Consider the following 25,252-nt stretch of genomic DNA (forward strand, 5'->3'; position numbering starts at 1 on the left):
CAGGGCGGGAACAGCTTGGGTCCAGATATGCCAGATCGCATCGGTCCTGGCTTTGACCTCCATCAATCCGGGGCAGGGCGTTAAGCGCTATGGTGGGCAGATGAGAGCCCGCGTCATTTCACCGGAGAATCCCGAATTGCCCCGTATCAAAGGTGTCAGACTGCCCGATCAGGGTGCGCCCCGGCAGGAGGTCGGGCCGGTCAAGCTGCCAGATTATGTCGGGCTGATCGGTGCGGATTATCCGGGGATGAAGCTGCGCGCTGTGGTCGCGGAGGGGGATCGTGTGTCTGCCGGTCAACCCATGCTGCACGATCATGCCATGCCCGAGAGGGTGGTAACCAGCCCGGTCAGCGGCACGGTGGAGGACATCGTGATCGGCGCGCGCAGGCAGGTGGCGCGGATGGTGATCCGGCGCGGCACAGGAGAGGCGAGGCGATTCGACCCCGCCACGGCGGACAGCACCGAAGGACTGCGTCGTCTGATGCTGAGCACTGGCCTGTGGGCCGCATTGTTGCGTCGGCCTTTCGGACGGGTGCCGCCGCCCGATGAAACACCCGCAGCCATTGTTGTGACCGCGATGGCCACCGAGCCCGGTGCCGCCGATCCCGCACCTTTGATCCGGGCCGAGGCAGGAAACTTCAACACCGGCATTCAGGCGCTGAGCCGCCTTGGCGGGGGGCCGGTCTTCGTCTGTCAGGCCCCGGGCGCGGAACTGGCCCGCATTGGTGAGCGTGTGCGCGTCGCGGTCTTTTCTGGTGCGCATCCCGCGGGGATGCCCGGGGTGCATGTGGAACGATTGTGCCCGGCCACCGCGTCGCATCCTGTCTGGCAGATGGGCTATGCGGATGTTTTGGCGCTCGGCCACGTGCTGCGCGATGGTGCCTTGCCTGCCGACCGGGTCGTGTCCCTCTCCGGGCCTGCGGCGGCGGACCCCCGGCTGCTGCGCCTTCCCATCGGGGCGGATATCGAGGCGCTGGCAGGCAGCGAGACGCGCGGCACCGCATACCGCGTTCTGTCCGGCCCGCTGTTGTCGGGGCAGGAGGGGCGGTTCCTGCGTCGCAGACATGTGCAGATCAGCCTGACCCCGCGCGAAGCCCCTGCACCGCATGGCCGCAAGGGGTCGGCCCTTCAACGCGCGGCGCTGATCCCGAATGCGGCGATCTCCCGCTCTCTCGGCCCGGATTTCCCGGCGGTTGCCCTGTTGCGGGCGCTCAGCGTCGGAGAGGTCGAACAGGCCGAGCGGATGGGGGTTCTGGGATTGCTGGAAGATGACATGGCGCTTGCCAGCTATCTGACCGGAGGGGGCGAGGATTTTGGCGTTCGGCTGCGGGCCGTTCTTGACCGGTTGGAGGCAGCATGACCGCGCGCGGGCTCTGGTCACGGGACATGATCGGGTGGGCCGTCATCGCCGCCCTTCTGCCACCCGCCGCCATCGTGGTGGTCGAGCAGGGGGTGGAGGGCATGCTGCGCATGGGTGCGGTGCTGGCTGTCGCGTCGCTGTGGCAGCTTTTGTTCCGCAGGCTGAACGGGGTGCCCTGGTCGCCCACAGGCGCGGTTCTGGCGGTGTCGATGGCGGTGCTGGCCCCGGCGGGCCTCTCGCCCATGCAATTGGCGCTTGGGGCGAGCTTTGGCATCGTGCTGGCAGACCTGATCTTCGGTGGCTGGGGTCGCAACGTGGTGGGGGCCGCCCCGGTGGCGCTGGCGATGGTGTTCCTGACATGGCCGGGCGGTGCCGCGCCGGAGGCGGAAACCACGATGTTGCTGGCTGTGGCCGCCTCGGGGGCTGTGCTTCTGGCGCTTGGTATCCTGCCATTGCCAGCGCTGCTCGGCGGGGTCGCGGGCGTGCTTGGTGCAATGGCCCTGATCGGTGCGCCGTTGGAGACCGCTCTGCTGGCCGGGGGCGCGGGCTTCGGGTTGCTGCTGCTGGCCGACCCGGTGACTGCGCCGACAACGCCAGTCGCACGGCTGGTCTACGGCCTGCTCGGCGGCGCGTTGATCGCGCTTCTGGCCGGTTCGGACGGGCTGGCGGGGGCGGAACGCGCCACGGTCTTCGCGGTGCTTCTGGCGCAGGTTTTTGCGCCGACAATCGACTATGCGGCGCTCGCGGTGAAGCGCCATGCAAGGGGGCGGCGACATGCCTGATCTGAACCCGATATCCCTGTGGCAGCGGCTGCTGGCGGCCCCGAATGACAGTCGGGGCAAGACCCTGACCATGGCGTTTCTGGTGTCCTTCGCGGCCGCGCTTGCCGTGTCCAGCGCGGCGGTGCTTCTCGGGCCAAGACTCGATGCGAACCGAGAGGCCGAACGCCGCGCCCGGCTGGAGGCGTTGATCGCCGAGACGCCGGGACTGGCCGAGGTGCTGCCGGGCAGCGGCATCGACAGCCTGGAGGTGCTGACCGTGGATCTGCGCGACCTGACGCTGGCGGACGCAGTCGATCCCGCACAGGTGACGGAACTGACCCCGGACGAAGACATCGCGGGCATCGGGACGCGGCCTGACCTGCAACAGATCTTCATGGCCCGCGACGGGCGGGATCTGGCCCTCGTGATCCTGCCGGTCTACGGGCAGGGCTATCAATCGACGATCCGGGGCTATCTGGCGCTTGGCCCAGATCTGAATACCGTGATTGGCCTGACGATCACCGAACAGGGCGAAACACCGGGGCTCGGCGCCACGATCCAGACGCCGGGATGGCTGGCGCAATGGCCGGGCACGCAACTGATGGATGAGGCCGGTGAGATTCGCGTTGCCGTGGTGCGCGGCGGCGGTACGACGAGTTATGAGGTCGATGCGATCACCGGCGCGACCCGCAGTTCCAACGGGGTGCAGAACATGATCCGTTTCTGGGTCGGTCCGCTCGGCTTTGGCCCGGTTCTCGATGCCCTGCGCAGCGGGGATCTGTGATGAGAGCCGCGCTGAAACCCCTCTTTGACCCGCTCCTGCGCGACAACCCGGTGACGGTGCAGATCCTCGGCATCTGCTCGGCTCTGGCCGTCACCACCTCGATGACCACCGCCCTGACCATGAGCTTGGCCCTGACCGCCGTTCTGGTGGCCTCCAGCGCTGTCGTGTCGCTGATCCGCCGTCATATCCCGGCGCAGATCCGGCTGATCCTGCAAATCACCATCATCGCGGCCATGGTCATCGTCGCGGACCTGATCCTTCAGGCCTATGCTTATGCGATCAGCCAGCGGCTCTCGATCTTCGTGTCGCTCATTGTCACGAATTGCATCGTGCTTGGCCGGGCCGAGGCCTTTGCCATGTCGCACCCGGTCGGTCCCAGCATCCTGGACGCGCTTGGAAACGGAGCGGGCTATTCCGCGATCCTGATGGTCATCGCCTTCCTGCGGGAGCTTCTGGGCTTCGGCACGTTGTTCGGCGCGACCATCTTCCCGACCGTGGCTGAGGGCGGCTGGTATCAGCCCTTCGGCTTCATGCTGCTGGCCCCGTCGGCCTTCATGCTGCTCGGGCTGCTGGTCTGGGCGCTGCGCAGTTGGCGGGTGGAGCAGGTGGAGCCCGCAACGACCCATGTGGACCGGGAGGAGGCGCTGTCATGACCGACCTTTTCCTGCGAGCGGTCTTTGCCGACAACCTGATCCTCAGCTTCTTTCTTGGGGTCTGCACCTTTCTGGCGGTGTCGAAACGGGTGGAAACGGCGCTTGGCCTGGGGGCCGCGATCATCGTGATCCTGACGATCACCGTGCCGGTCAATCAGCTGATCCTGAATTGGCTGCTGGCCCCCGGGGCATGGGACTGGATCGGGGCAGGGGATGTGGACCTGACTTTCCTGAGGCTCATCGCCTTTATCGGCGTTATCGCGGCCATGGTGCAGGTGCTGGAAATGGTGCTCGACCGCTTCGCCCCGGCGCTCTACGCGGCGCTTGGCATCTACCTGCCGCTGATCACGGTCAACTGCGCCATCCTGGGGGGCAGCCTGTTCATGGCAGAGCGGTCATACGGGTTTGGGGAGTCCATCGTCTTCGGCTTCGGCAGCGGGTTGGGTTGGGCGCTGGCTATCGTTGCGCTTGCCGCGATCCGCGAGCGGCTGGCCTATGCAGATATGCCCGCCGGTCTGCGCGGGCTTGGTATGACCTTCATTGTCACGGGCCTCATGTCCATGGCGTTCACCGCCTTTGCCACGATGGCCGCGCCATGACCCAGATCCTGCTTGCCACCGGACTGATGGTTGCGCTGATCATGGCGCTGGCGCTTGGTGTCATGGCCGCGCGGGCGGTATTGGTGCCGTCGCGACCCGTTCGCCTGACCGTGAATGGGCGGCGAGAGGTTGAGGCACGGACTGGGGAGAAACTGCTCGATGCGCTGAAGGCCGGGGGCATCCCAATGCCGTCAGGTTGCGCCGGGGCGGGCACCTGCGGGCTCTGCCGGGTGGTGGTGGAGAATGCAGGCCCGCCGCTTGCGACCGAAACCGGAACCCTTGGCAAACCCGCGACCGATCGGGGCGAAAGGCTCGCGTGCCAGACCGTCCTGCGCGGTGCGATGTCGGTGCAGGTGCCCGAGGATATCCTGTCGGCAGAGCGCTACGAGTGCGAGGTCATTTCCAACCAGTCGCTTGCCCCGCTGATCAAGGAACTGGTGGTCGCCCTTCCCGACGGGGCGGAGTTCGACTTCATCGCCGGGGAATACGGCCAATTGACCGCCCCTGCCTATGCGCTCGATTTCACCGATGTCGACGCAGGTGCATTTGCCGGGATCTGGGACAGTCGCGGGCTGCGCAGCCTGAGCTCCCACAGCCCAGAGCCGGTGTCTCGCGCCTATTCCATCGCAAACCGGCCCGAGGATGCGGGCAAGGTGGTGTTCAACATCCGCCTCGCGCTGCCGCCTGCGGGCAAGCCCGGTGTTCCGCCCGGTATCGTGTCCTCCTACCTGTTCGGCCTGAAACCGGGGGACCGCGTGGCGCTGGCCGGTCCCTATGGTACGTTCCGCGTTCGTCCGTCCGACCGGGAGATCGTGCTGATCGGTGGCGGGGTCGGCATGGCCCCTTTGCGCGCGATTGCCCATGAGCAACTGGCAGGCCCTGGCGCGTCCCGGCGGATCTCCTATTTCTACGGTGCGCGCAGCCGGTCGGACCTGTTCTATGACGACGAGTTCAAGGCCCTTGCCGCCGCGCATCCGAATTTCAGCTGGACCGTCGCCCTGTCCGATCCGCAAACGCAGGACGGCTGGACTGGCGAGACCGGCTTTATCCACGACGTCGCCCTGCGCGCCTATCTGGGCACGCATTCCGCGCCCGATGCCTGCGACTACTACCTCTGCGGTCCGCCCCTGATGATGCGGGCCGTGATCACCATGCTGGACGACCTCGGGGTCGAGCCGGATTCCATCTTCTTCGACGATTTCGCGAGCTGACCCATGACCCTGACCCGCCGCCATTTCCTCGCCCTTTCCGCCGCCACCCTGACGGCGCGACCCGCGTTTGCCTCGGACCCGCAGGTGATCGGGGGGCAGGCCTTCGGGTCCTACTGGCGCGGAATGTTTGGCAGCGATTTGCCCGCAGGCGATGTCTCGGCTCTGATCAACAGGGTCGTGGCCGATGTGGACGCCTGGATGTCGCCCTATCAGCCGGGATCGGAGCTGTCGGTGTTCAACCGCGCGGGCCATGCAGCCCTGTCCGTGGACGTGGCCGAGACCACCCGCGCCGCGTTGCAGGTCGCGTCGGACACGGGCGGGGCGTTTGACCCCACCGTTGGACCATTGGTGGCGCGCTACGGGTTCGGCCCGATCGAGGGGGCAGAGCAGGCAGGCTGGCGGGCGCTGAGCCTGTCCGGCAACCGGCTGACCCGCGCGGCAGCGGGTGTCACGCTGGACCTGTGCGGCATTGCCAAGGGCCAGGCCTTGGATCGGATGGCGGATGCGTTGGAGGCGGCGGGGGCAGGCGGCTTCGTTCTGGAACTGGGCGGCGAGGTGGTCGCCCGTGGCCAGCACCCGGAGGGCCGCCCGTGGCAGGTGGGCATCGAGGATGGCGCGGGCGGTTTGGCGGGGATCGCGCGGCTCGACGGGATGGCCGTTGCAACCTCAGGCCTGTGGGATCAGAGCTACGCCGTCGGGCAGGGGCGCTATGGCCACCTCATCGACCCGATCACCGGCGCGCCTGCGGGTGATACGCTGGCCTCGGTCTCGGTCTTCCATGACCGGGCGATGATGGCGGACGGGCTGGCCACTGCGCTCTTTGTGATGGGGGCCGCGCCGGCAGCGCACTATGCTCAGGCCAACGGGCTGGCCACGGTCCTCGTGGCACGCGGCGGAGGCGCTACGGTGACCGGTGAAGCGCAAGCTTTCGTTGAGACAGGAGGATTGGGCTGATGGGTGTCTTTCTGGCGGTTCTGGCGGTCTTCCTTCTGGCGGCCCTTGGCCTTGGCCTTGGTCTGATGATGGGAGGAAAACCCGTGCGGGGCAGCTGCGGCGGCCTGTCTTGCGGGGCCTGTGAGACCTGTCCGAGAAAGAGGGCGGCGGAATGACCCAAGGCGCCACGATCGACCGCTACATGAGCCGCAATCTCGTGACCCTGTCGCCGGATACGGAGGTGACCCGAGCGGTAGCCACCTTGATCGAACATGACATTTCCGCCGCCCCGGTCGTGGATGATCTGGGTCGACTTGTGGGCATTCTGACCGCCAGGGACTGTTTCCGCGCGGTGCTGCACGCCCATTACCACCAGGAGCTTGGCGATACCGTCGCAGGCTACATGACTGCGGATGTGACAACGCTCGACACCGGTATCGGCGTCGTCGCCGCCGCGCAGGCGTTCATGGACAGCAATCACCGCCGCTATCCGGTGATGCAGGACGGGCGGCTTGTGGGGATCATCACCCGTATGGATCTGCTGCGGGCCTTTCAGGCGGAAGGCTAGGGCAGATGCAGCGCTTCGCGCCCGACCGGTCCCATCTGTCGGGTGATCTGGTCCGTCAGGCTTTGAGCGGCCATTGTGGCCACCTGCTCCGGCAAGTCCCCCAGTTCCCCGGCCCGAGCGACAACGGTGATGGATCGTGAGAAACTGGCCGCAGGCAGCGGGCGGAGGGACAAGGGCATCTGTTCGACAAACCCGTCGATCAGCAGGCTCGGCGTCAGGATGGTAAATCCCAAGCCCTGCGCCACACAGGCAGTCACCATGCTAGACCGGTCCGCCTGAATGACCCTGGGAACCGCCAGTTTCAGCCGCCGCAGATGCTGTTCCGTGCGCCGCCCGACACTGGTCGTTGCGGCAAATCGAACCAAGGGCAGGTTGTCGAGGATATCGGACAGCGACCCGCTTGGGCCACGGTAGCTTTCGGGCAGGACCAGCAGAAAGGTTTCGGTCAGAACATCGTGCCGTTCCAGCCCGTCCATGTCGTAAAACGGGTTCGAGGTGACCACCAGATCGGCCCTTTTGCTGCGCAACAGCGCTTCGTGATCGCCGCTTTGGCCGGCATGCAGGGTCAGGTCCTCGACCCCGAAATCGGCCTTGGTCAAATTGACCAGGGGCGGGGTCAGGGTGGTGGCGATGGAGGCCAGCATTCCCACCCGCAAAACACTGATCGGCCGGGGCCCCTCGTGGCGCATGGAGGTTGCGAGGTCTTCGATGCTGTTCAGGATGCGCTGCGCGTGACGCAGGCACAGCTCGCCCGCCTGCGTCAGTCTCAGCGGTCTGACGGAGCGGTCCACCAGCCGCGCGTCGCAGGCCTCTTCCAGCGAGGCCAGTTGCTGAGACGCCGCTGATTGGGTGATGCCAAGCAGCTTCGCCGCGCGTGTCACCTGACGGGTTTCGGCAATGGCCACGAACACCTCCAGCGCCGTCACCAGGTTCTTGTCGGACAGCAGCCGCGAGGAGAGTTTTTCCTGCATCATAAGAATACCTAATGCTGTGTGGTTTCATTTGCTGTACCGCGGGCCGTTGGGTCAAGCTCCTGTGAGGCGAGACAGGGGTTTGGCATGGCAAGGCGTGGCAAGAAACGAGAGGTGGATCAAAGCACCATTCGCGCGCCTTATATTGACCGCAAGATCGGGCCGCTGCCGGTTCTGTCGCAGGAAGGGCTGGAATTGATCGAGGCCAATGCCGACCGCATCCTTGCCGAAACGGGGATGGAGTTTCACGACGATCCCGAGATTCTACAGATCTTCGCCGAGGCCGGGTGCGATGTGATGGGCACGCGGGTGCGGTTCGTGCCCGGCTTCTGCCGCCGGACCATCACCGCGACAGCCCCCGCCAGTTACACGCAACACGCCCGCAACCCCGCGAAATCGGTCCGCGTGGGCGGCAGCACCAGTGTGCTCTGCCCCTCCTGGGGGCCGCCCTTCGTGCAGGATATGGACCGGGGCCGGCGCTATGCGTCCTGCGAGGATTTCACCGATCTGGTGAAGCTGCACCAGATGATCCCCTGGCTGCACCATTCCGGCGGTGTGGTCTGCGAACCGGTGGACCTGCCTGCCAACAAGCGCCATCTCGACATGCTCTACGCCCATATCCGCTGGTCCGACCGGCCCTTCATGGGAGCGTTCATCGGGGCGGAACGGGCCGGGCATGCGATTGATATGGCGCGGATTCTGTTCGGTGCGGATTACGTGGCCGAAAATCCGGTGCTCTACTGTGTCTCCAACACCAATGCGCCGCTGGTGATGGATGCCAATATGTCCGGCGCGCTGAAAACCTATGCCCGCGCGGGTCAGCCCGTAGCCTGCACCCCCTGGACCCTGACCGGCGCGATGAGCCCCACGACCGTCGCCGGAACGCTGGCGCAGGTGCTGGCAGAGGCGATGGCCTGCCTTGCGCTGGTGCAGCTGGTCAATCCCGGCGCGCCCTGCCTGATGGGCTCCTTCGCGTCGACAATGTCGATGCAGACCGGCGCGCCCACATTCGGCACACCGGAGGCCGGGCAGATGGTGCTGGCCGCGGGGCAGCTGGCGCGGCGGCTCGGGGTGCCGTTTCACACCGTTGGCACGCTGTCCGCGTCGAAACTGCCGGACGGGCAAAGCCAGCAGGAGGGCACCTGGGGCCTGCTCATGTCGATGTTCGCGGGCGCCAATATGATCAACCACGCCACCGGCTGGCTGGAGGGCGGGTTGGTCACGGGCTATGAGAAAACCATGATGGATGCGGATCTGTGCGGCAAGGTTGCGAGGTTCTTTGATGGCATTGACCTCTCTGAAAACGCGCAGGCGATGGAGGCGATTGCCGGGACCGGACCGGGCAAGCATTTCCTGGGGTCCGAGCACACACAGGCGAATTTCCTCAGGGCGCTGTTCCGGCCCGACCTGCCCGACAACAATTCCTATGAACACTGGTCCGGGGCTGGCGGGCTCGACATGGCACAGCGCGCGAATGCTCTGTGGAAACAGCGCTTGGCAGAGTATGAAGATCCGGGGTTGGACCCCGCGATTGACGAGGCGTTGCAGGACTATATCGCGCGCCGCAAATCCGAGACCGAAGACAGGGCCTACTTCTGATGCGCGTCCTCGTCCGCCGCCTGGCAGAGCAGATCGTAGAACGGCCGGTGATGCGCGTCGTAGTCGGTATAGGGCGCACCGAGCGCCGCAAGCTCCGCCCGGTAGTCCCGGTCCTCCGCCGGTTTGATCCCCGTGGAAGACAGAACCTCCTTGTGCCAAGCCTCAACCGATTTCCAGCCCTCGGGAACGTCGCTGTCCCAGCTCAGCGCCTCGGGACAGTCGGGCAATCCCACGGCCTGCCAATAGCGCGCCATTTGCCCCGCAGGGTCGGCCCGCAGCGCCGCCGAGCGGATGACCACCGGCTTCAACCCCGCCGCGCGCAACTGTTCGTAAAGCCGCCACAGCCCCTCGATCCCCACCTCTTCGCAGGCGAAACCGGGGTCCTTGCGGTGATAGGACAGGATGCTTTCTGCCGGATCGCGGACAAGGAAAGCATGGCTCATGGCCCTCATGAAGTCCGGGTCGGCGGGCAGTTTGTCCTGCACGTAATAGGCCATGTCCTTGAAGAACACAGGCGCATGCGCGCCAAGTCTCAGGATCATCTCGCGGATGCCTGCGTAGTCGGTCGGATGGCCCGGTTCCGGCTCGAAATTCTCGAAGGGTTTGTTCCCCGCACCGATATAGTAGTCATACATGAAGGGCTCATGCAGGACGGTCAGATCGCCCCTTTGCCGCATGATGCGTTCAAAGGCGGTCGAGACGGAGCGGGGGTGGCACCAGAGCGCGTGAATGGTCATGCCTGCGAAGCTGCGCCGGTTCGAATGCCCTGTCAATTCCCCGCGATAGGAGGTCCCGCATGAGCCGTATCATCATCATCGGCGGCGGGGCGATTGGCCTGTCACTGGCCTATCACCTGGCGCAGCGTGGGGCGCAAGACGTAGTTCTGCTGGAACGCAACCAGTTGACCTCCGGCACCAGCTGGCACGCGGCGGGGATCGTTGGCCCCCTGCGCGCAACGCCCAACATGACCCGGCTGGCGATGTATGCCGGTGAGCTGTTCCCGAGGCTGGAGGCCGAAACGGGGCTGTCGACCGGCTATCGGAAAACCGGCGGCTATTGGCTGGCGCGCGAGCCGGAACGGATGGACGAGCTGCACCGGATCGCAGCGCTTGGCCGTCATTTCGGGCTGTCGCCCCGGATGGTCGGTCCCGATGATTTGACCCGTGACGTGCCTTGTGTCGATCCTGCCGGGCTGGTCGGTGTGATGGACGTGACTGAGGATGCCAGCGTCAATCCGGTCGACCTGTGCATGGCCTATGCCCGCGCGGCCAAGGCGGCGGGGGTGGAGATTCGGGAAAACACAGGCATTGACGCGCTGCTGACAGACGGGAGCAGGGTAACTGGCGTGAGGCTGGCGGATGGCACCGAGATGCGGGCCGATCACGTGGCGCTCTGCGCGGGTGCGTGGTCCAAGCGGCTTGCGGCGACGGCGGGTCTGGCGCTGCCTTTGCAACCGGTTGAGCATATGTATGTGGTCACCGAACCAAGGCCCGAGTTTGCTGGCTTCCCTGTGCTGCGCGACCTCGACCGGGGAATCTACATCAAGGGCGATACCGGCAAGCTGGTCATTGGCGGGTTCGAGCCGAACGCCAAATGCTGGGACCCGCATGGGCCGGAAGGCAATCGACCTTTCCTTGAGATGGCCGAAGATTGGGACCAGTTCACCCCTTTCATGGAGGCGGCGCTGGCCTTGATTCCGGCGCTGGAAACCACCGGCATCCAGCATTTCATGAACGGGCCGGAAAGCTTCACCGCCGACACCAGGCCACTGGTCGGGCAGGCCCCCGGCATGGACGGGCTTTTCGTGGCGGCGGGGATGAACTCGGTCGGGGTCATGTCTTCGGCAGGCGTGGGTCGCGTGCTGGCCGATTGGATCGTGGACGCCACCCCGCCCATGGATTTGTGGGAAGTCGATATCGCCCGCTGCGATCCGCTTGCCGCCAGCGACACCCACATGGCCGCGCGGATGGAAGAGGCCGTGGCCGACCTCTTCGCCTTGCACTGGCCGTTCAAGCATCCCAAGGCCGGGCGGGGACTGCGGCTGTCACCCTTGCATGATCGCTGGCAGGCGCAAGGTGCTGTATTCGGTCTGACCGCCGGGTGGGAACGTGGGTTGTGGTATGCGCAAGACGAGGCCGAGCGCAGCTTGCCCTATTCCATCGGCGCGCAACCATGGGAGCCCATCGTCGCGCGGGAAGCCGCGCGGATGGAGACGGGGACCGTTCTGCTCGACCTCTCGCCGTTCAGCAAATTCCACATCCACGGGCCACAGGCCCTGGCCTTCATGGAGCAGATCGCCTGTTCCCTGATGGACGTGCCCGAGGGCAAGGTCGTCTACACCCAGCTTCTGAACGCCAAAGGCGGGATCGAGGCGGATGTGACCGTGACCCGTCTGGCCGCCGACCGCTTCCGCCTGACCTCCGGCGCCGCGACCCGCTGGCGCGACGGGGCCTGTCTGCGTCGGGCCTCCCAGGGCTTCGACGTGACCATCACAGACGTGACGGAGGAAACCTGCGTGATCGGTGTGATGGGCGCAGGCGCGCGGGATGTGCTGACGGCGGTGGCGGGCGATCACTGGCAGGATTTCCCCTTCGCCACCGCCCGTACGATCCCCTTCGCCCGCAGGGACTTCTGCGCCACGCGGATCAGTTTCGTGGGCGAGCTTGGATGGGAACTGACCGCCACGCCTGATGTGGCCGGGCCGCTTTTCGATCAGCTCATCGCGGCAGGTGCGCAGCCCATGGGGCACTACGCGGTGGATGCCTGCCGGTTGGAAAAGGGCTTCGTCCATTGGGGGCACGATGTGGGGCCGGAGATCACGCCGCTGGAGGCTGGCCTTGGATTCTGCGTCGACTGGACGAAGGACTTTACCGGCAAGGCGGCGCTGGAGGCGCAGCGTGGGAACCTCACCCGCAAGCTGGTGCTGTTGCAGGTCGAGGGCGATCCGCTTGTTCTGCATGACGAACCGGTCTGGGAAGCGGGCCGCGTCGTGGGTCTGACCACCTCTGGCGGGCGGGGCGCACGGACGGGGCTGACACTGGCCTTCGCGCTGATCGACCTCACCGATACGCCGCTTGCAGACCGGCAGTTCGAGATCGACATCGCAGGGGCACGCTACCCGGCCAAAGTGCTGGTCAGGCCCCCCTATGATCCCAAAGGCGAAAGGATGCGCGCATGACCGAGGCGCAGGTTCTCATTATTGGCGGCGGCGCCATGGGCGTGTCGCTGGCCTATCACCTCGCCAAGGCAGGCTGGTCTGACGTGGTGCTGACCGAAAAGAACGATCTCACCCACGGATCCACCTGGCATGCCGCGGGGCTCTGTACCCATTTCGCCCATAGCGCCACGATCCAGGCGCTTCGGGCGCACTCGGTCAAGCTCTACCGCGACGTGCTGCCCGAGGAAACCGGGCAAAGCTGCGGGTTCCATCGGTCCGGCGCGATGCGGGTGACGAAGAACCCCGAGCGGATGGACGAGTTCCGCCATGTCGCGGGGCTGTCGGCCTTCACCGGCTATCCGCTGGAGGTGCTGACGCCCGAGCGGATCGCGGAGCTGCATCCTCTGGCGCAACTCGATGGTCTGTTGGGCGGGATTTATGAACCCGATGACGGCCATGTTGACCCCTCACTGGCCACCAACGCCATGGCGCAGGTTGCGCAACGAAACGGGGTCACGATCCTGCGTCAGAACCCGGTTCTGTCGATCACGCGGGAGGGCGAGGGGTGGATCGTGGAGACCCCCAAGGCCACGATCCACGCCCGCCAGATCGTGAATGCCGCCGGAACCTGGGGCTTCGAGGTTGGGCAGATGATGGGGGTGAACGTGCCCTTGGTTCCCGTGCTGCACCAGTACCTTGTCACCGACACCGTGCCCGAAGTGGCCGAACGCATCGCCGCCGGTCTGCCGGAACTGCCCATGATCCGCGACCCGGAGGAAAGCTGGTATCTGCGGCAGGAACGCGACGGGCTGATCCTTGGGCCCTATGAGAAAGAGGCGCAGGTCTGGTCCGTTGACGGGGTGCCGCCCGAGTTCGGGGCGGAACTGATGCCGCCTGATCTGGACAGGGTCGAACACATCATCGAGGCTGCCATGGCCCGCGTTCCGGCACTGGGCAACGGCGGCGTCAAGACGGTGGTGAATGGCCCCATCACCTTCACCCCCGACGCCAACCCACTCATCGGCCCGGCCCATGGGGTGCCGGGGGCGTGGCTTCTGACCGGGTCCTCTATGGGGGTGATGGAAGGCGGCGGCGCGGGCTGGTTCCTGGCCCATTGGATGACGCATGGGGCACCGCCGATGGATGCGCTTGCGATCGATAGCCGACGGTTCGGGGATTGGGCGGACCGCGATTTTCGCGTGGCAAAGGCGGTGGAGTGTTTCGGCCTGCAATTCGGCGTGCATTACCCCTATGAGGAACGCCCCGCAGGGCGCGGTCTGCGCCTGTCGCCCCTGCATGACCGGATGGTTGCGCGCGGCGCCGTCATGGGCGCGGCGCATGGCTGGGAGCGGCCCAATTGGTTCTCCGACATGCCCGATGATCATGCGAGGGAGAGTTTCCAGCGGACAAATTGGTTCGAGCCTGTCGCGCGGGAGGTTTCTTGCGCGACAAACGGTGTGGCGTTGGCCGATCTTTCGGTTTTCTCCAAGTTCGAAGTCACCGGGGCAGGCACTTCAGAATTCCTCGACACGTTCGGGGCCAACACGTCGCCGCGTGTAGGGCGGATCGGGCTGATCCATACGCTGACCCCAACGGGGGGCGTGTTGTCGGAATTTACCGTGGCGCGGCTGGCAGAGGATCACGCCTATCTGACCAGCGCCGCAGCGGCGGAAGAGATCGACCTTGACCTGCTGTGCGACCATGCGGCGGCGCGTGATGTGACCGTGACGACTGTCACCGAACGGCTCGGGGTCATCGGCCTGATGGGGCCAAAATCGCGCGATGTTCTGGGGACGCTGACCGATGCAGACCTTGGCGACGGCTTCCCGTGGCTTACCGTGCAGGAGATCACTGTCGCGGGCCTGCCAGTGCGGGCGCTTCGCGTTTCCTATCTTGGCGAATTGGGGTGGGAATTGCATGCCGAGGCACAGCACCTGCCCGCGCTTTTCGATGCGCTTGAAGAGGCGGGCCAGCCCCACGGGATCGGCTTTTACGGGGCCTATGCCGCCAATTCCATGCGGCTCGAAAAAGGCTATCGCGGGTGGGGCGCGGACCTGACCACGGAACGCTCGCCGCTGGAAAGTGGGCTTGCCGCCTTCACCAAGACCGAGGGCCGCGACTTCCTCGGACGGCAAGCCCTGCTGACGCGCGCCAACGACTGGCAGTCGGTCCTGCTGCGCATCGAGGACGGCCCGACCGATCCGTTCTATGCCCACCCCGTCTATCAAGGCGAAAGGATCATCGGCATCGTTACCTCGGGCGGGTTTGGCCATAGGGTTGGCCACGCTCTGGCCCTTGCCTTGCTGCGCGAACCGCTGTCCGGTGAAGACCTCAGCATCGAAATCCTGGGCCAGCGCCGCGCCGCGACCGTGCTGGACCGCCCGCCCTTCGACCCCGACAATAGCCGCCTGCGTGCGTGAAAGGAGCCCAAGATGACCGACCTTCCCATTGACTGGACGACCGAGGGCACCGCGCGCCGCCGCGACACCTACTACGCGGCGACGCAGACCAAGTTCGTGCCCTTCAAGGATCCGATCGTCTTCCGCAAAGGGCAGATGCAATACCTGTGGGACGCAGAGGGCAACAAATACACCGACCTTCTGGGTATGAATGTCTGTATCTCTGTCGGCCATTCCCACCCGAAGGTGGTCGCCGCCGCCCAAGCACAGGCCGCCGATCTGACCCATTGCACGACGATGTTCTATCACCCGGTCCCCGCGCATCTGGCCGAGGAGCTGGCCGCGACGATGCCGAAGGGCCATGACTGGGTGGTGCATTTCACCAATTCCGGGGCCGAGGCCATTGACCTCGCCATGACCATCGCCCGGACCTACACGGGCAATCTCGACCTTCTGGCGCTGCGCACCGCCTATCACGGCCCGACCGCTGCCGCGCAATCGGTGACGGGGATTTCCACCTGGCGCCACCCCGGCATGCCCGGCAACGTCGCTTTCGTGGCCGACCCGAACCAGTATCGCGGGATCTTCGGGGAAAACGCGGGCGCGGCCCCGTATCTCGATGAGATCGAGCGCACCATTGCCACCGCCACCTCCGGCAGGATCGCCGGGATGCTGGTGGAAAGCGTGCAGGGCTATGGTGGCATCATCGAGATGCCAGAGGGCTACATGTCCGGCGCTGCGGAACGGGTGCGCGCGGCGGGCGGGCTCTATATCGCGGATGAGGTGCAATCGGGCTTTGGGCGCACCGGCGATCACATGTGGGGGTTCGAGGCCGACGGGGTGGTGCCCGATATCGTCGTCATGGCCAAGGGGATCGGCAACGGCTTCCCCCTCGGGGCCGTGGTGACGCGCAAGGATATCGCCGCGCCGATGGCGGAAAAGTTCATGTTCCACACCTATGGCGCCAACCCCACCAGCTGCGCGGCGGGACGCGCGGTACTGCAGGTGATCCGCGAGGACGAGGTACAGGAGAATGCACGCACGGTCGGTGCGGCACTGCTGAAACGCCTGCATGAGTTGAAGGACAAGCACGAGGCCATTGGCGACGTGCGAGGCAGGGGGCTGATGCTGGCCATCGAGATGGTGAAGGACCGGCGCACCAAGGAACCCGACCGTGAAACCACATCGGCGGTGTTCGAGAACTGTCGCGCCTCGCGCCTGATCCTGTCCAAATCCGGGCCCACGCAATCGGTGCTGCGCATGGTGCCGCCGATGTGTCTCTCTTTGGCAGATGTGGACGAGGTGGCCGAGGGGCTCGACCGGGCCTTCACCGCGCTCGGCTGACGGGGCATTGCCTGTCGCGCCCATCTGCGCTTTGACTTGGGGGTAGTCGTCCAACTGAAAGCAAGCCCCATGACATTCACCACGCGGCCCGAAATCTCCGGCACCTTCGGCATGGTCACCAGCACCCATTGGCTGGCCACGGCGGCAGGCATGAAGATGCTGGAGGCTGGCGGCAGTGCCGCCGATGCGGCGGTGGCTGCGGGCTTTGTGCTGAACGTGGTGGAGCCGCATCTGAACGGGCCGCTTGGGGACATGCCGCTGCTTTTCCGGGCGGCAGGGGCGGAGGAACCGGTGGTGATCTGCGGGCAGGGCACCGCGCCTGCGGGGGCGACGATTGCCCACTACCGCGCCCGGGGGCTGACGCGCATCCCTGGCTCTGGTTTGCTCGCCACTGTCGTGCCGGGGGCTTTTGACGCGTGGATGTTGCTGCTTCGCGATCATGGTCGCCTGCCACTGGCGGAGGTGCTGGCCCCCGCGATCCACTATGCCCGTCATGGACATCCGATCCTGCCGCGCGTGGCGAATGAGATTGCGGGCATGGCGGATGTGTTCCGAACGGAATGGCCCAGTTCCGCCCCGGTCTGGCTGCCCGGTGGTCAGGCACCCGAAGCGGGGACTCTCTTCGCCAACCCCATGCTGGCCGATTTCTGGGAGAGGCTGGTGGACGAGGCCAAAAGCGCGGGCGTGGACCGGGTTGCACAGATCGAAGCGGCGCGGCTGGCCTTTTACGAGGGGTTTGTTGCCGAGGCAATTGACGATTTCCTGCGGGATGCCGAGGTGCTGGACGCCTCTGGTGACCGCCATATGGGTGTGATGACCGGGCAGGACATGGCCGATTGGCGGGCGAGCATTGAGGCCCCGATCTCGGTCGATCATGCGGGCTGGACGGTCTGGAAAGGCGGCGGCTGGACCCAGGGGCCGGTGCTGTTGCAATGCCTGCAAATGCTGCGCGGCGATGATCTGGCCGGGATGGACCCAATGGGGGCGGATTTCGTTCACCTCGTCACCGAGGCGCTGAAGCTCGCCTTCGCGGATCGCGATGCCTATCTGGGAGAGCCGAACGCAAAGGACCTGCCGCTGGAGGCACTGCTATCCGCCGAATACGGCACGGCGCGGCGGGCAGAGATCGGGGATAGCGCCAGCCTCGACTTCCGACCGGGCTCCCTCGCGGGATATGAGGACTGGGCCGATGCGTTCCGCGCCCGTGTGGCGGAACCCGTGCCCGACGATACCGGCATCGGCATCGGCGAACCGACAATGGCGCATCTGACGGCCAAACGGGGCGATACCTGCCATGTCGATGTGGTGGACCAATGGGGCAACATGCTGTCTGCCACGCCGTCGGGCGGATGGCTGAAATCCTCACCCGTGGTGCCGGGGCTTGGGGTTCCGCTCAACACCCGCGCGCAGATGTTCTGGCTGGAGGAGGGCCTGCCGACCTCGCTCGCCCCAGGTCGCCGACCGCGCACGACGCTGTCACCCTCGATGGCCCAAGCCCCGGACGGAACGAAGCTGGCCTTTGGCACACCGGGCGGGGATCAGCAGGATCAATGGCAACTGACCTTCCTGCTACGGCTGATCCATCACGGCATGAACCTGCAAGAGGCCATCGACGGGCCGCTCTTCCACACGGGCCATCTGCTGGAAAGCTTCTACCCGCGCGGCACCAAGCCCGGCTATCTGATGATCGAGCCGAATTTCCCCCGGGCGACGCTGGCCGAACTGGAACGGCGCGGTCACCGGCTGGAGGTTTCGGACCCGTGGTCCATCGGGCGGCTGACCGCTGCGCGCATCCGTCCTGACGGGATCATGTCCGCCGCTGCAACTCCGCGCCTGATGCAGGCTTATGCCGCCGGGCGTTGAGGGCCTGGGCCACACAATGCGATCAGCGTTCCGGGCTTGTCCTGCGATGAGGACGAAGCTCTGGCATAGACGATATGTTCGCAGAAACATAATGAACCCTTGCCATCGGTCGTCTCATGCGGCTAACTCCCTTTCATGTCCCACCCCGACCAGCTGCCATCACCGCCCTCCCGCCTGCGCCTCAGACTTCTCTTCGGGGATGACCTGATGCTTGGCCCCGGCAAGGCGGATCTGCTGGAAGGAATACGCGACACCGGTTCGATTGCCGCTGCCGGACGGGCCATGTCCATGAGCTACAAACGGGCGTGGACCCTTGTAGATCAGATGAATGGCGCCTTTCAGAAGCCGCTGGTCGACAGCGTTCGGGGCGGGGCGAAAGGCGGCGGTGCAAGACTGACCGAAGCCGGGGAACAAGTGCTGAAGCATTATCGGAAACTGGAAGACATCGCTGCCGAGGCCGGTGCCGCGCGGATCAATGCCATATCGGACCTGCTGAAGACCGGGGATGCCGCCCCGGACGATCAAGGGCGCGGCTGATGTCAGCGATGTGTTTCAATGGCCATAACGTGGAGGGGATCTCTCATCAACCGAGACCCGTGCGCCTTGTCTGTTTCATACTATCCTTGATGGCCATGGTCCTGACCGCTGCCCCGGCAGCGGCCGAAACGGTGACGGTCTTTGCCGCCGCCAGCCTGACCACAGCGCTGACACGGGTTGCGGAGCAGTATGAAGAAACGGAAGGCGGGGACATCGCGCTTTCCTTCGCGGGATCGTCGGCCCTTGCACGTCAGATTCAGCTAGGCGCCCCTGCCGATATCTTCCTTTCCGCGAACCCCGATTGGATGGACCTTCTTCAGGCGGGGGATCTGATAGACCCTGACAGCCGAATTGACCTGTTGGGCAACAGCCTTGTGCTGGTCGCGCATGAGCCAACCGACCATGTCGACCTGACAGCTGACCTGGACTTGTCTGCGCTGCTTGGTCCCGGTCGCCTGGCCATGGCGTTGACGCAGGCCGTGCCCGCAGGGATCTACGGACGCACGGCGCTGGACACGCTTGGACTGTGGGATCAGGTGGCCACGCAGGTGGTCGAGACGGACAATGTCCGGGCGGCGCTGGCGTTGGTTGCGCTCGGCGAGGCCCCGCTTGGCGTGGTTTATGCCACCGATGCCCGGGCCGATCCCGATGTTCACGTGATCGCGACATTCCCCCCGGACAGCCACCCGCCGATTACCTATCCGGCCGCCCTGCTATACGGTCCAGCCGCAGAGGAGGCCGGGGGATTCCTGACCTTCCTTCAAGGCCCCGATGCCCGCGCGGTGTTCGAAGCCGAGGGCTTCACAGTGTTGGGGGACTAGGCCGGTGGACTGGCTGGGACCGGAGGAATGGCAGGCGGTGGCCCTGTCGCTGCGCGTGTCGTTTTGGGCGACGCTGGCCAGCCTGCCGCTTGGCATCTTTACCGCCTATGCGCTGGCGCGCTGGCGGTTTCCGGGGCACGGTTTGGTCAACGGGCTGGTGCACCTGCCGCTGATCCTGCCGCCGGTGGTCACCGGTTACCTGTTGCTCCTGACCTTCGGTACGCGCGGGCCTGTGGGATCGGCGCTGCAGGAGATAGGCATTGTCCTTGCCTTCCGCTGGACCGGCGCGGCGCTTGCCGCCGCTGTCATGGCCTTTCCGCTGATGGTGCGCGCCATTCGCCTGTCGATCGAAGCCGTGGATCCCAAGCTGGAACAGGCGGCCGCCACGCTTGGAGCCTCTCGCCTATGGGTCTTTGCCACCGTGACCTTGCCGATGATCCTGCCCGGCATCATCGCGGGCGCGATCCTGGCCTTTGCCAAAGCCATGGGGGAATTCGGCGCGACGATTACTTTCGTGTCCAACATCCCCGGCCAGACCCGTACCGTGCCCTCCGCGATCTATGCTTTCCTGCAAGTGCCGGGGGGTGAAGACGCGGCGATGCGGCTTGTGCTGGTATCGGTCGCCGTGGCCATGACCGCGCTACTTCTTTCGGAAGTCATCGCGCGGAAGATTGCCGCAAGGGTGTCCGGCACATGACCCTGTCGGTCTCCCTTCGCCACGCTTTGCCGGGGTTTCTGCTGGACGCGGAGTTTGACGCCCCGCTCGGAATAACGGTGCTGTTCGGGCGGTCCGGGTCCGGCAAGACCACGATTGCCAATGCGGTGGCAGGGCTGCTTCGGCCAGACCGGGGGCGGATCGTTGCCGGGGATCAGGTGCTGATGGATAGCGACCGGGGCCTGTGGGTGGCTCCGAACAAGCGCCGGATCGGCTATGTCTTTCAGGAGGGGCGGTTGTTTCCGCATCTGACCGTGCGCCAGAACCTCGCCTATGGCCGCTGGTTCGCCCCCAAGGGCGCGCAGATCGAGGACATGGCGCATGTGGTCGATCTTCTTGGGATCGGGCATCTGCTGACCCGCCGTCCCGGAGCGTTGTCGGGCGGGGAAAAACAGCGGGTGGCAATCGGTCGGGCCTTGTTGTCCGCGCCGCGGCTGATCGTGGCGGATGAACCGCTGGCCGCCCTGGACGAGGCGCGCAAGGCCGAGATCCTGCCTTATCTGGAACGGCTGCGCGATGAGGTCGAAATTCCGATTCTCTATGTCAGTCATTCGGCAGCCGAGGTGGCGCGGCTGGCGACAACGGTGGTGGCGCTTGAAAACGGGCGGGTGATCCGGCAGGGGGCCGCGGCCGAGGTGCTGGCCGATCCTGCCGTTACCCCGCTCGGGGCGCGATCCGCCGGGGCGCTGCTGATGGCAAGGGTGGTTGCCCATCATGACGACGGGTTGACGGAGCTTGAGGCCGGGGGATGCCCGCTGTTTCTGCCGCGCATTCCGCAAGCGCCGGGCCATGCCACCCGTATCCGTATTGCAGCTCATGACGTGATTGTATCGCGGGCAAGGCCAGAGGGGCTGTCGGCATTGAACATCCTGCCGGCGACCGTGCGGGATATCCGGGCAGGCGACGGGCCCGGCGCCATCCTGTCGCTCGACACTGCCGCAGGCGTGGTGCTGGCAAGGGTCACCCGCAGGTCTGTTGCATCGCTTTCGCTGGCGCCGGGAACGTCCTGTCATGCGGTGATCAAGACGGTGGCCATAGCGCCTGAAGATGTCGGCGCGCTTTAGCCAACAAGATTTTTCCGGAAAAATCTTGCGGCGAAGGTATGAAGACTTTTCTGGAAAAGTCTTCCTTGCCTGCGAGAAAAATCTTCTGGAAGATTTTTCCGGGATCTCTCAGCCAAGCAGCGATTGTGTCAGGGGATGGTCTGCCTGTTTCAGCCCGTCGATGACATCGAAATGGTGACGACCGGGATCGTAGACCGCAGGACCCATGTCTGTCTTGCCGGCCCAGGTCTCTGCCAGGATCTGCGATTGACGCAGGAATTCCGGCCGCTCCAATGCGCCGGTCCAGCAGGTCACGGATTTGTCGGGCAAGGGGGCTAGCAACACCGGGCTTTCACGCTCGGCCTCCGGCCCGTCAATCTGCAATATCTCATTCATCGAATGCAGGCGCACGGGGCGCAGGTCGTGGACGCCGCTGATCGAGACAACGCGTTCAATACGGTCGCTGACCGACGTGGGCAATGGTCCGCCTTCGCAGATCATCCGTGTCACCAGATGCCCGCCAGCAGAATGCCCGCCCAACCGGATCGGCCCGTCGACCATCGTGGCGGCCTTGCAGATGGCCGCGCCGATCTGGCGTGTGATGTCCGCGATCCTGGCCTCGGGGGCCAATGTATAGCTCGGCATGGCCACCGCCCACCCGCGTGCCAGGGGCCCCGCGGCAAGATCGGAATACAGTCCCTTGTGCATCCGCATCCAGTAGCCGCCATGGACAAAGACGACGAGGCCTCTGGTCAGACCATCGGGCCGGAACAGATCGAACCGTTCGCGCGTGGCGTCTCCATAGGCGATATCGGTTTCCGCATGGGGCCAGCTGTCGCGGAAGGCATGGGCGCGCTGTTCCCAGATGGCTGGAAAGCCGTCACCGCCGGGGATGTGGTCGGCATTGGCGAAGGCATCTTCCCAGTCGATTCCGCTGTCCGGTGCTGCGCTGGTCATATCTGTTGTCCTATGGTCACAAGAAACCCGGGGCGCAGAGTAGACCCGCCCCGGGGGAATGATCAAACGGGAAAACTGCCGCTCAGATGATCTCTTCGAACAGCGCCTTCACGTTGTCCGATGTCAGGGGCACCGGGTTGCCGCCGCAGGAGGGGTCTTCCAGGGCCATTGCCGTCAGTTCGTCGATACGGTCGCGACCGACGCCCATTTCGGACAGGGTGCGCGGAATGCCAAGGCTGTCGTTGAACGCCTGCACGAAGGTCTGGAACCCGGCAAAGCCGCCCTCGATGCCCAGATAGGCGGCGGCGCGGTCGAAGCGCTGCTCGATTGCAGGGGCATTGAGGCGCAGCACGGCGGGCATGCAGACGGCATTGGTGGTGCCGTGATGGGTGCCGTAGACCGCGCCGATGGGGTGGCTCAGCGCATGGATCGCGCCAAGGCCCTTCTGGAAGGCGGTCGCGCCCATGGCAGCGGCACTCATCATGTTGGCGCGGGCCTCAAGGTCGCTGCCATCGGCATAGGCGCGGGGCAGGTTGTCGATCACCAGCCGCATGCCTTCCAGCGCGATGCCTTGACTCATCGGGTGGTAGTGGGGGCTGCTATAGGCCTCGACGCAATGGGCGAAAGCGTCCAGCCCCGTGCCCGCCGTGATCGCCTTGGGCATGCCCATGGTCAGTTCCGGGTCGGCGATGACGACCGAGGGCAGCACCTTGGGGTGGAAGATGATCTTCTTCACATGGGTTTCGGAATTGGTGATGACGCTGGCGCGCCCCACCTCGGAGCCTGTGCCGGCGGTGGTGGGCACCGCGACGATGGGGGCAATGCCCGCCGGATCGGCCCGCGTCCACCAGTCGCCGATATCCTCGTAGTCCCAGACGGGCCGGGTCTGGCCCGACATGAAGGCGACCATCTTGCCCAGATCGAGCCCCGAGCCGCCGCCAAAGGCGATGACCCCGTCATGACCGCCCGCCTTGTAGACCTCCAGCCCGGCGGCGAGATTTGTCTCGTTCGGGTTCGGATCCACATCGGCAAAGATCGCGCGGCCAAGCCCGGCGGCCTCCATGATATCCAGCGTCGCCGTGGTGATCGGCAGATCGCGCAGGCCCCGGTCGGTGACCAGAAGCGGGCGTTTCATACCAGTTTGGGCGCAGGCTTGGGGCAGTTCTGCAATACGGCCTGCGCCGAACTTGATCGCGGTCGGGTAGGACCAGTTTCCGGTGAGACTCATTTGGTCACCTTCTTGAGATGGTAGGATTTGGGACGGGTCAGGTTGTGATAGCCGATGACCGACAGGCCACCGCCGCGCCCGGTGTTCTTGCAGCCGGTCCAGCACAGGCCCGGGTCGAGATAATCTGCGCGATTGAGGAAGACGGTGCCGGTTTCCACCCGGTCGCCCACGGCCATGGCCCGGTCGATGTCTGCGGTCCAGAGGCTGGCGGTCAGGCCAAACTCGCTGTCGTTCATCAGCGCGATGGCCTCGTCATCGTCTTTCACGGGCATGATGCCGACGACGGGGCCGAAGCTTTCGTCGCGCATGACGCGCATGTCGTGGGTGACATTGGTCAGGATCTGCGGCGTCAGGTAGGCACCGCCGTCATCTTCCGCGAATGTGGGGATATGGGCGATGGCGCCCGCCGCCACGGCCTCTGCCACCTGCGCGCGCACCTCGTCGGCGAAGCGGGTGTTGGCCATGGGGCCGAGCGTGGTGTCCGGGTCCAGCGGATTGCCGAGCTTGTAGGTTTTCACCAACGCCACGGATTTTTCGACGAAGGCGTCGAACAGGCTTTCGTGGACGTAAATCCGCTCGATCCCGCAACAGCATTGCCCGGAGTTGAACATGGCCCCGTCAATCAGCGTGGCCACAGCGGCATCCAGATCGGCGTCTTCCATCACGTAGCCGGGGTCCTTGCCGCCCAGTTCCAGCCCAAGGCCGGTGAACGTCCCCGCCGCCGCGCGTTCCATGGCCTTTCCGCCGCCGACCGAGCCGGTGAAATTGACGAAGTCGAAGGCCCCGTCCGCGATCAGGGCCGATGTCGTGTCGTGGTCGAGGAAGACGTTCAGGAACACATCCTCCGGCACGCCCGCCGACTGGAAGGCGCGGGCCATGCGTTCGCCCACCAGCAGCGTCTGCGTGGCGTGTTTCAGCACTACCGTATTGCCCGCGATCAGCGCGGGCGCCACGGTGTTGATCGCGGTCATGTAGGGGTAGTTCCAAGGTGCCACGACGAAAACGACGCCATGCGGGACCCGCTTGATATAGCGTTTGAACGTGGCGTCCTCGCCCACGGCAATATCGGCCAGAGCCTCCTCGGCAATCGCGGCCATGTGGCTGGCGCGTTCGTTGAACCCGCCGAATTCGCCGCCGTAGCGCACGGGGCGGCCCATCATGTGGGCCAGTTCCGGCACGATCTCGTCATTCATTGCGCCGACGGCGGCGACGCCCGCCATGACCAGTTCAGCCCGCTCGGACAGAGGCCGGGCGGCCCAATTGGCCTGCGCCGCGCGGGCGCGGTCCACCAGGGCGCGGGCGGCCCCGGCTTCAAGGGTGGCGCGTTCGGCAAAGACCGATCCGTCAATGGGCGAGATGCATTTGAGAAGGCTCATTGGTTGAGGTCCGTGTTAATCCCCGAAGGTGTTGAAGCTTGTGTGCCGGATTTTCCAGCTGCCATCAGGCTGCTTGAGCAGAGTGTTGAGGCTCGACCCCAGAATGGTCCCGGTCACGCCGTCCGGGAAGTCGATATCGACGGAAAAGACCAGCGAACAGAATCCGACCTGCCCGTCGACATGAGCATCCATGATGGATACGTCGCGCTTGCTGTCGCCCATCTGGAACCAGTCTTCGTGCAGAGCGCGGATCGCAGCAGAGCCTGTCGCAGGGGCGCGGCAGGGAGAAAAGACCTGACCATCCGCCGTATACTCCGCCGCGCAGGCACCGGCATCGTGGCTGGTACAGGCGCCGAAGTAGCGGTCGAACACG

At 65.4% G+C, this 25,252-nt stretch carries 24 protein-coding genes; 18 read left to right on the plus strand and 6 right to left on the minus strand.

The genetic code is table 11. The annotated features are described in order from the left end of the window. The first annotated feature begins 136 nt into the window (after positions 1-136). The 9 genes from EP237_RS00965 to EP237_RS01000 are packed head-to-tail and all read left to right on the plus strand — an operon-like array spanning position 137 to position 6,869. Positions 137-1,360 carry a hypothetical protein gene (locus EP237_RS00965; RefSeq protein ID WP_164744579.1) on the plus strand — a complete coding sequence of 408 codons (1,224 nt, stop codon included), beginning with the start codon at positions 137-139 and terminating at the stop codon, positions 1,358-1,360. Beyond that, positions 1,357-2,142, plus strand: a complete 786-nt coding sequence (locus EP237_RS00970) for an RnfABCDGE type electron transport complex subunit D (protein ID WP_127557178.1) — start codon at positions 1,357-1,359, stop codon at positions 2,140-2,142. The genes EP237_RS00965 and EP237_RS00970 overlap by 4 nt, the downstream gene beginning before the upstream one ends. After that, positions 2,135-2,905: an FMN-binding protein gene (locus EP237_RS00975; protein WP_127557180.1), complete on the plus strand. Its 771-nt coding sequence runs from the start codon at positions 2,135-2,137 to the stop codon at positions 2,903-2,905. The genes EP237_RS00970 and EP237_RS00975 overlap by 8 nt, the downstream gene beginning before the upstream one ends. Further along, the gene (locus EP237_RS00980) at positions 2,905-3,558 is read left to right on the plus strand and encodes an NADH:ubiquinone reductase (Na(+)-transporting) subunit D (protein ID WP_127557182.1); all 654 of its coding nucleotides are present in this window, start codon (positions 2,905-2,907) and stop codon (positions 3,556-3,558) included. The genes EP237_RS00975 and EP237_RS00980 overlap by 1 nt, the downstream gene beginning before the upstream one ends. After that, positions 3,555-4,157, plus strand: a complete 603-nt coding sequence (nqrE, locus tag EP237_RS00985) for an NADH:ubiquinone reductase (Na(+)-transporting) subunit E (RefSeq protein WP_127557184.1) — start codon at positions 3,555-3,557, stop codon at positions 4,155-4,157. The genes EP237_RS00980 and nqrE overlap by 4 nt, the downstream gene beginning before the upstream one ends. Beyond that, on the plus strand, positions 4,154-5,368 hold the full coding sequence (gene nqrF, locus EP237_RS00990) for an NADH:ubiquinone reductase (Na(+)-transporting) subunit F (RefSeq protein WP_127557186.1): 1,215 nt from the start codon (positions 4,154-4,156) through the stop codon (positions 5,366-5,368). The genes nqrE and nqrF overlap by 4 nt, the downstream gene beginning before the upstream one ends. 3 nt (positions 5,369-5,371) lie before the next feature. Further along, positions 5,372-6,322, plus strand: a complete 951-nt coding sequence (locus tag EP237_RS00995) for an FAD:protein FMN transferase (RefSeq protein WP_127557188.1) — start codon at positions 5,372-5,374, stop codon at positions 6,320-6,322. Next, entirely contained in the window at positions 6,322-6,477 is a 156-nt protein-coding gene (locus tag EP237_RS22990) for a hypothetical protein (protein ID WP_164744580.1), read from the plus strand. The genes EP237_RS00995 and EP237_RS22990 overlap by 1 nt, the downstream gene beginning before the upstream one ends. Then, positions 6,474-6,869, plus strand: coding sequence for a CBS domain-containing protein (locus tag EP237_RS01000; protein ID WP_127557191.1), 396 nt, complete (start codon positions 6,474-6,476; stop codon positions 6,867-6,869). The genes EP237_RS22990 and EP237_RS01000 overlap by 4 nt, the downstream gene beginning before the upstream one ends. On the opposite strand, the gene EP237_RS01005 is transcribed toward EP237_RS01000, so the two are convergent. Continuing rightward, on the minus strand, positions 6,866-7,843 hold the full coding sequence (locus tag EP237_RS01005) for a LysR family transcriptional regulator (protein WP_240661421.1): 978 nt from the start codon (positions 7,841-7,843) through the stop codon (positions 6,866-6,868). The two genes, EP237_RS01000 and EP237_RS01005, sit on opposite strands and share 4 nt — an antisense overlap. A gap of 84 nt (positions 7,844-7,927) precedes the next feature. Here EP237_RS01005 and EP237_RS01010 point away from each other — a divergent pair, with 84 nt between their 5' ends. After that, positions 7,928-9,439: a trimethylamine methyltransferase family protein gene (locus EP237_RS01010; RefSeq protein ID WP_127557194.1), complete on the plus strand. Its 1,512-nt coding sequence runs from the start codon at positions 7,928-7,930 to the stop codon at positions 9,437-9,439. Here the strand turns inward: EP237_RS01010 and EP237_RS01015 are convergent. After that, a complete protein-coding gene (locus EP237_RS01015; protein WP_127557196.1) occupies positions 9,430-10,176 on the minus strand; it encodes a sulfotransferase-like domain-containing protein in 747 nt (248 codons plus the stop codon). The two genes, EP237_RS01010 and EP237_RS01015, sit on opposite strands and share 10 nt — an antisense overlap. 59 nt (positions 10,177-10,235) lie before the next feature. Between EP237_RS01015 and EP237_RS01020 the strand changes: the two genes are divergently transcribed. The 8 genes from EP237_RS01020 (at position 10,236) to modC (ending at position 21,339) form a co-directional block, all read left to right on the plus strand. Then, positions 10,236-12,617: a GcvT family protein gene (locus EP237_RS01020; RefSeq protein WP_127557198.1), complete on the plus strand. Its 2,382-nt coding sequence runs from the start codon at positions 10,236-10,238 to the stop codon at positions 12,615-12,617. Next, positions 12,614-15,016 carry a GcvT family protein gene (locus EP237_RS01025; RefSeq protein ID WP_127557200.1) on the plus strand — a complete coding sequence of 801 codons (2,403 nt, stop codon included), beginning with the start codon at positions 12,614-12,616 and terminating at the stop codon, positions 15,014-15,016. Before EP237_RS01020 ends, EP237_RS01025 begins: the two co-directional genes overlap by 4 nt. 12 nt (positions 15,017-15,028) lie before the next feature. Continuing rightward, a complete protein-coding gene (locus EP237_RS01030; protein WP_127557202.1) occupies positions 15,029-16,339 on the plus strand; it encodes an aspartate aminotransferase family protein in 1,311 nt (436 codons plus the stop codon). Positions 16,340-16,408: 69 nt separating this feature from the next. Then, complete coding sequence (locus EP237_RS01035) at positions 16,409-18,202, plus strand: gamma-glutamyltransferase family protein (RefSeq protein ID WP_127557204.1); 1,794 nt, start codon at positions 16,409-16,411, stop codon at positions 18,200-18,202. Positions 18,203-18,337: 135 nt separating this feature from the next. Next, positions 18,338-18,739, plus strand: a complete 402-nt coding sequence (locus EP237_RS01040) for a winged helix-turn-helix domain-containing protein (RefSeq protein ID WP_240661423.1) — start codon at positions 18,338-18,340, stop codon at positions 18,737-18,739. Positions 18,740-18,834: 95 nt separating this feature from the next. Continuing rightward, positions 18,835-19,560, plus strand: a complete 726-nt coding sequence (modA, locus tag EP237_RS01045) for a molybdate ABC transporter substrate-binding protein (RefSeq protein ID WP_338068124.1) — start codon at positions 18,835-18,837, stop codon at positions 19,558-19,560. Positions 19,561-19,564: 4 nt separating this feature from the next. Continuing rightward, on the plus strand, positions 19,565-20,257 hold the full coding sequence (modB, locus tag EP237_RS01050) for a molybdate ABC transporter permease subunit (RefSeq protein ID WP_127557206.1): 693 nt from the start codon (positions 19,565-19,567) through the stop codon (positions 20,255-20,257). Further along, positions 20,254-21,339, plus strand: coding sequence for a molybdenum ABC transporter ATP-binding protein (gene modC / locus EP237_RS01055; RefSeq protein ID WP_127557208.1), 1,086 nt, complete (start codon positions 20,254-20,256; stop codon positions 21,337-21,339). Before modB ends, modC begins: the two co-directional genes overlap by 4 nt. A gap of 108 nt (positions 21,340-21,447) precedes the next feature. Here the strand turns inward: modC and EP237_RS01060 are convergent, their stop codons facing one another. The 4 genes from EP237_RS01060 to EP237_RS01075 all read right to left on the minus strand — a co-directional run bounded on the left by EP237_RS01060 (position 21,448) and on the right by EP237_RS01075 (position 25,251). Continuing rightward, complete coding sequence (locus EP237_RS01060; protein WP_127557210.1) at positions 21,448-22,275, minus strand: alpha/beta hydrolase; 828 nt, start codon at positions 22,273-22,275, stop codon at positions 21,448-21,450. 82 nt (positions 22,276-22,357) lie between these two features. Then, on the minus strand, positions 22,358-23,503 hold the full coding sequence (locus tag EP237_RS01065) for an iron-containing alcohol dehydrogenase (RefSeq protein ID WP_127557212.1): 1,146 nt from the start codon (positions 23,501-23,503) through the stop codon (positions 22,358-22,360). Next, positions 23,500-24,879 (minus strand): aldehyde dehydrogenase family protein, encoded by a 1,380-nt coding sequence (locus EP237_RS01070; RefSeq protein WP_127557214.1) that lies wholly within the window; start codon positions 24,877-24,879, stop codon positions 23,500-23,502. The genes EP237_RS01065 and EP237_RS01070 overlap by 4 nt, the downstream gene beginning before the upstream one ends. 15 nt (positions 24,880-24,894) lie before the next feature. Continuing rightward, on the minus strand, positions 24,895-25,251 hold the full coding sequence (locus EP237_RS01075) for a YybH family protein (RefSeq protein WP_127557216.1): 357 nt from the start codon (positions 25,249-25,251) through the stop codon (positions 24,895-24,897). Between the last annotated feature and the right edge of the window lies 1 nt (position 25,252).

It is taken from the genome of Nioella ostreopsis, from assembly GCF_004000255.1.
Taxonomy (GTDB): Bacteria; Pseudomonadota; Alphaproteobacteria; order Rhodobacterales; family Rhodobacteraceae; genus Nioella; species Nioella ostreopsis.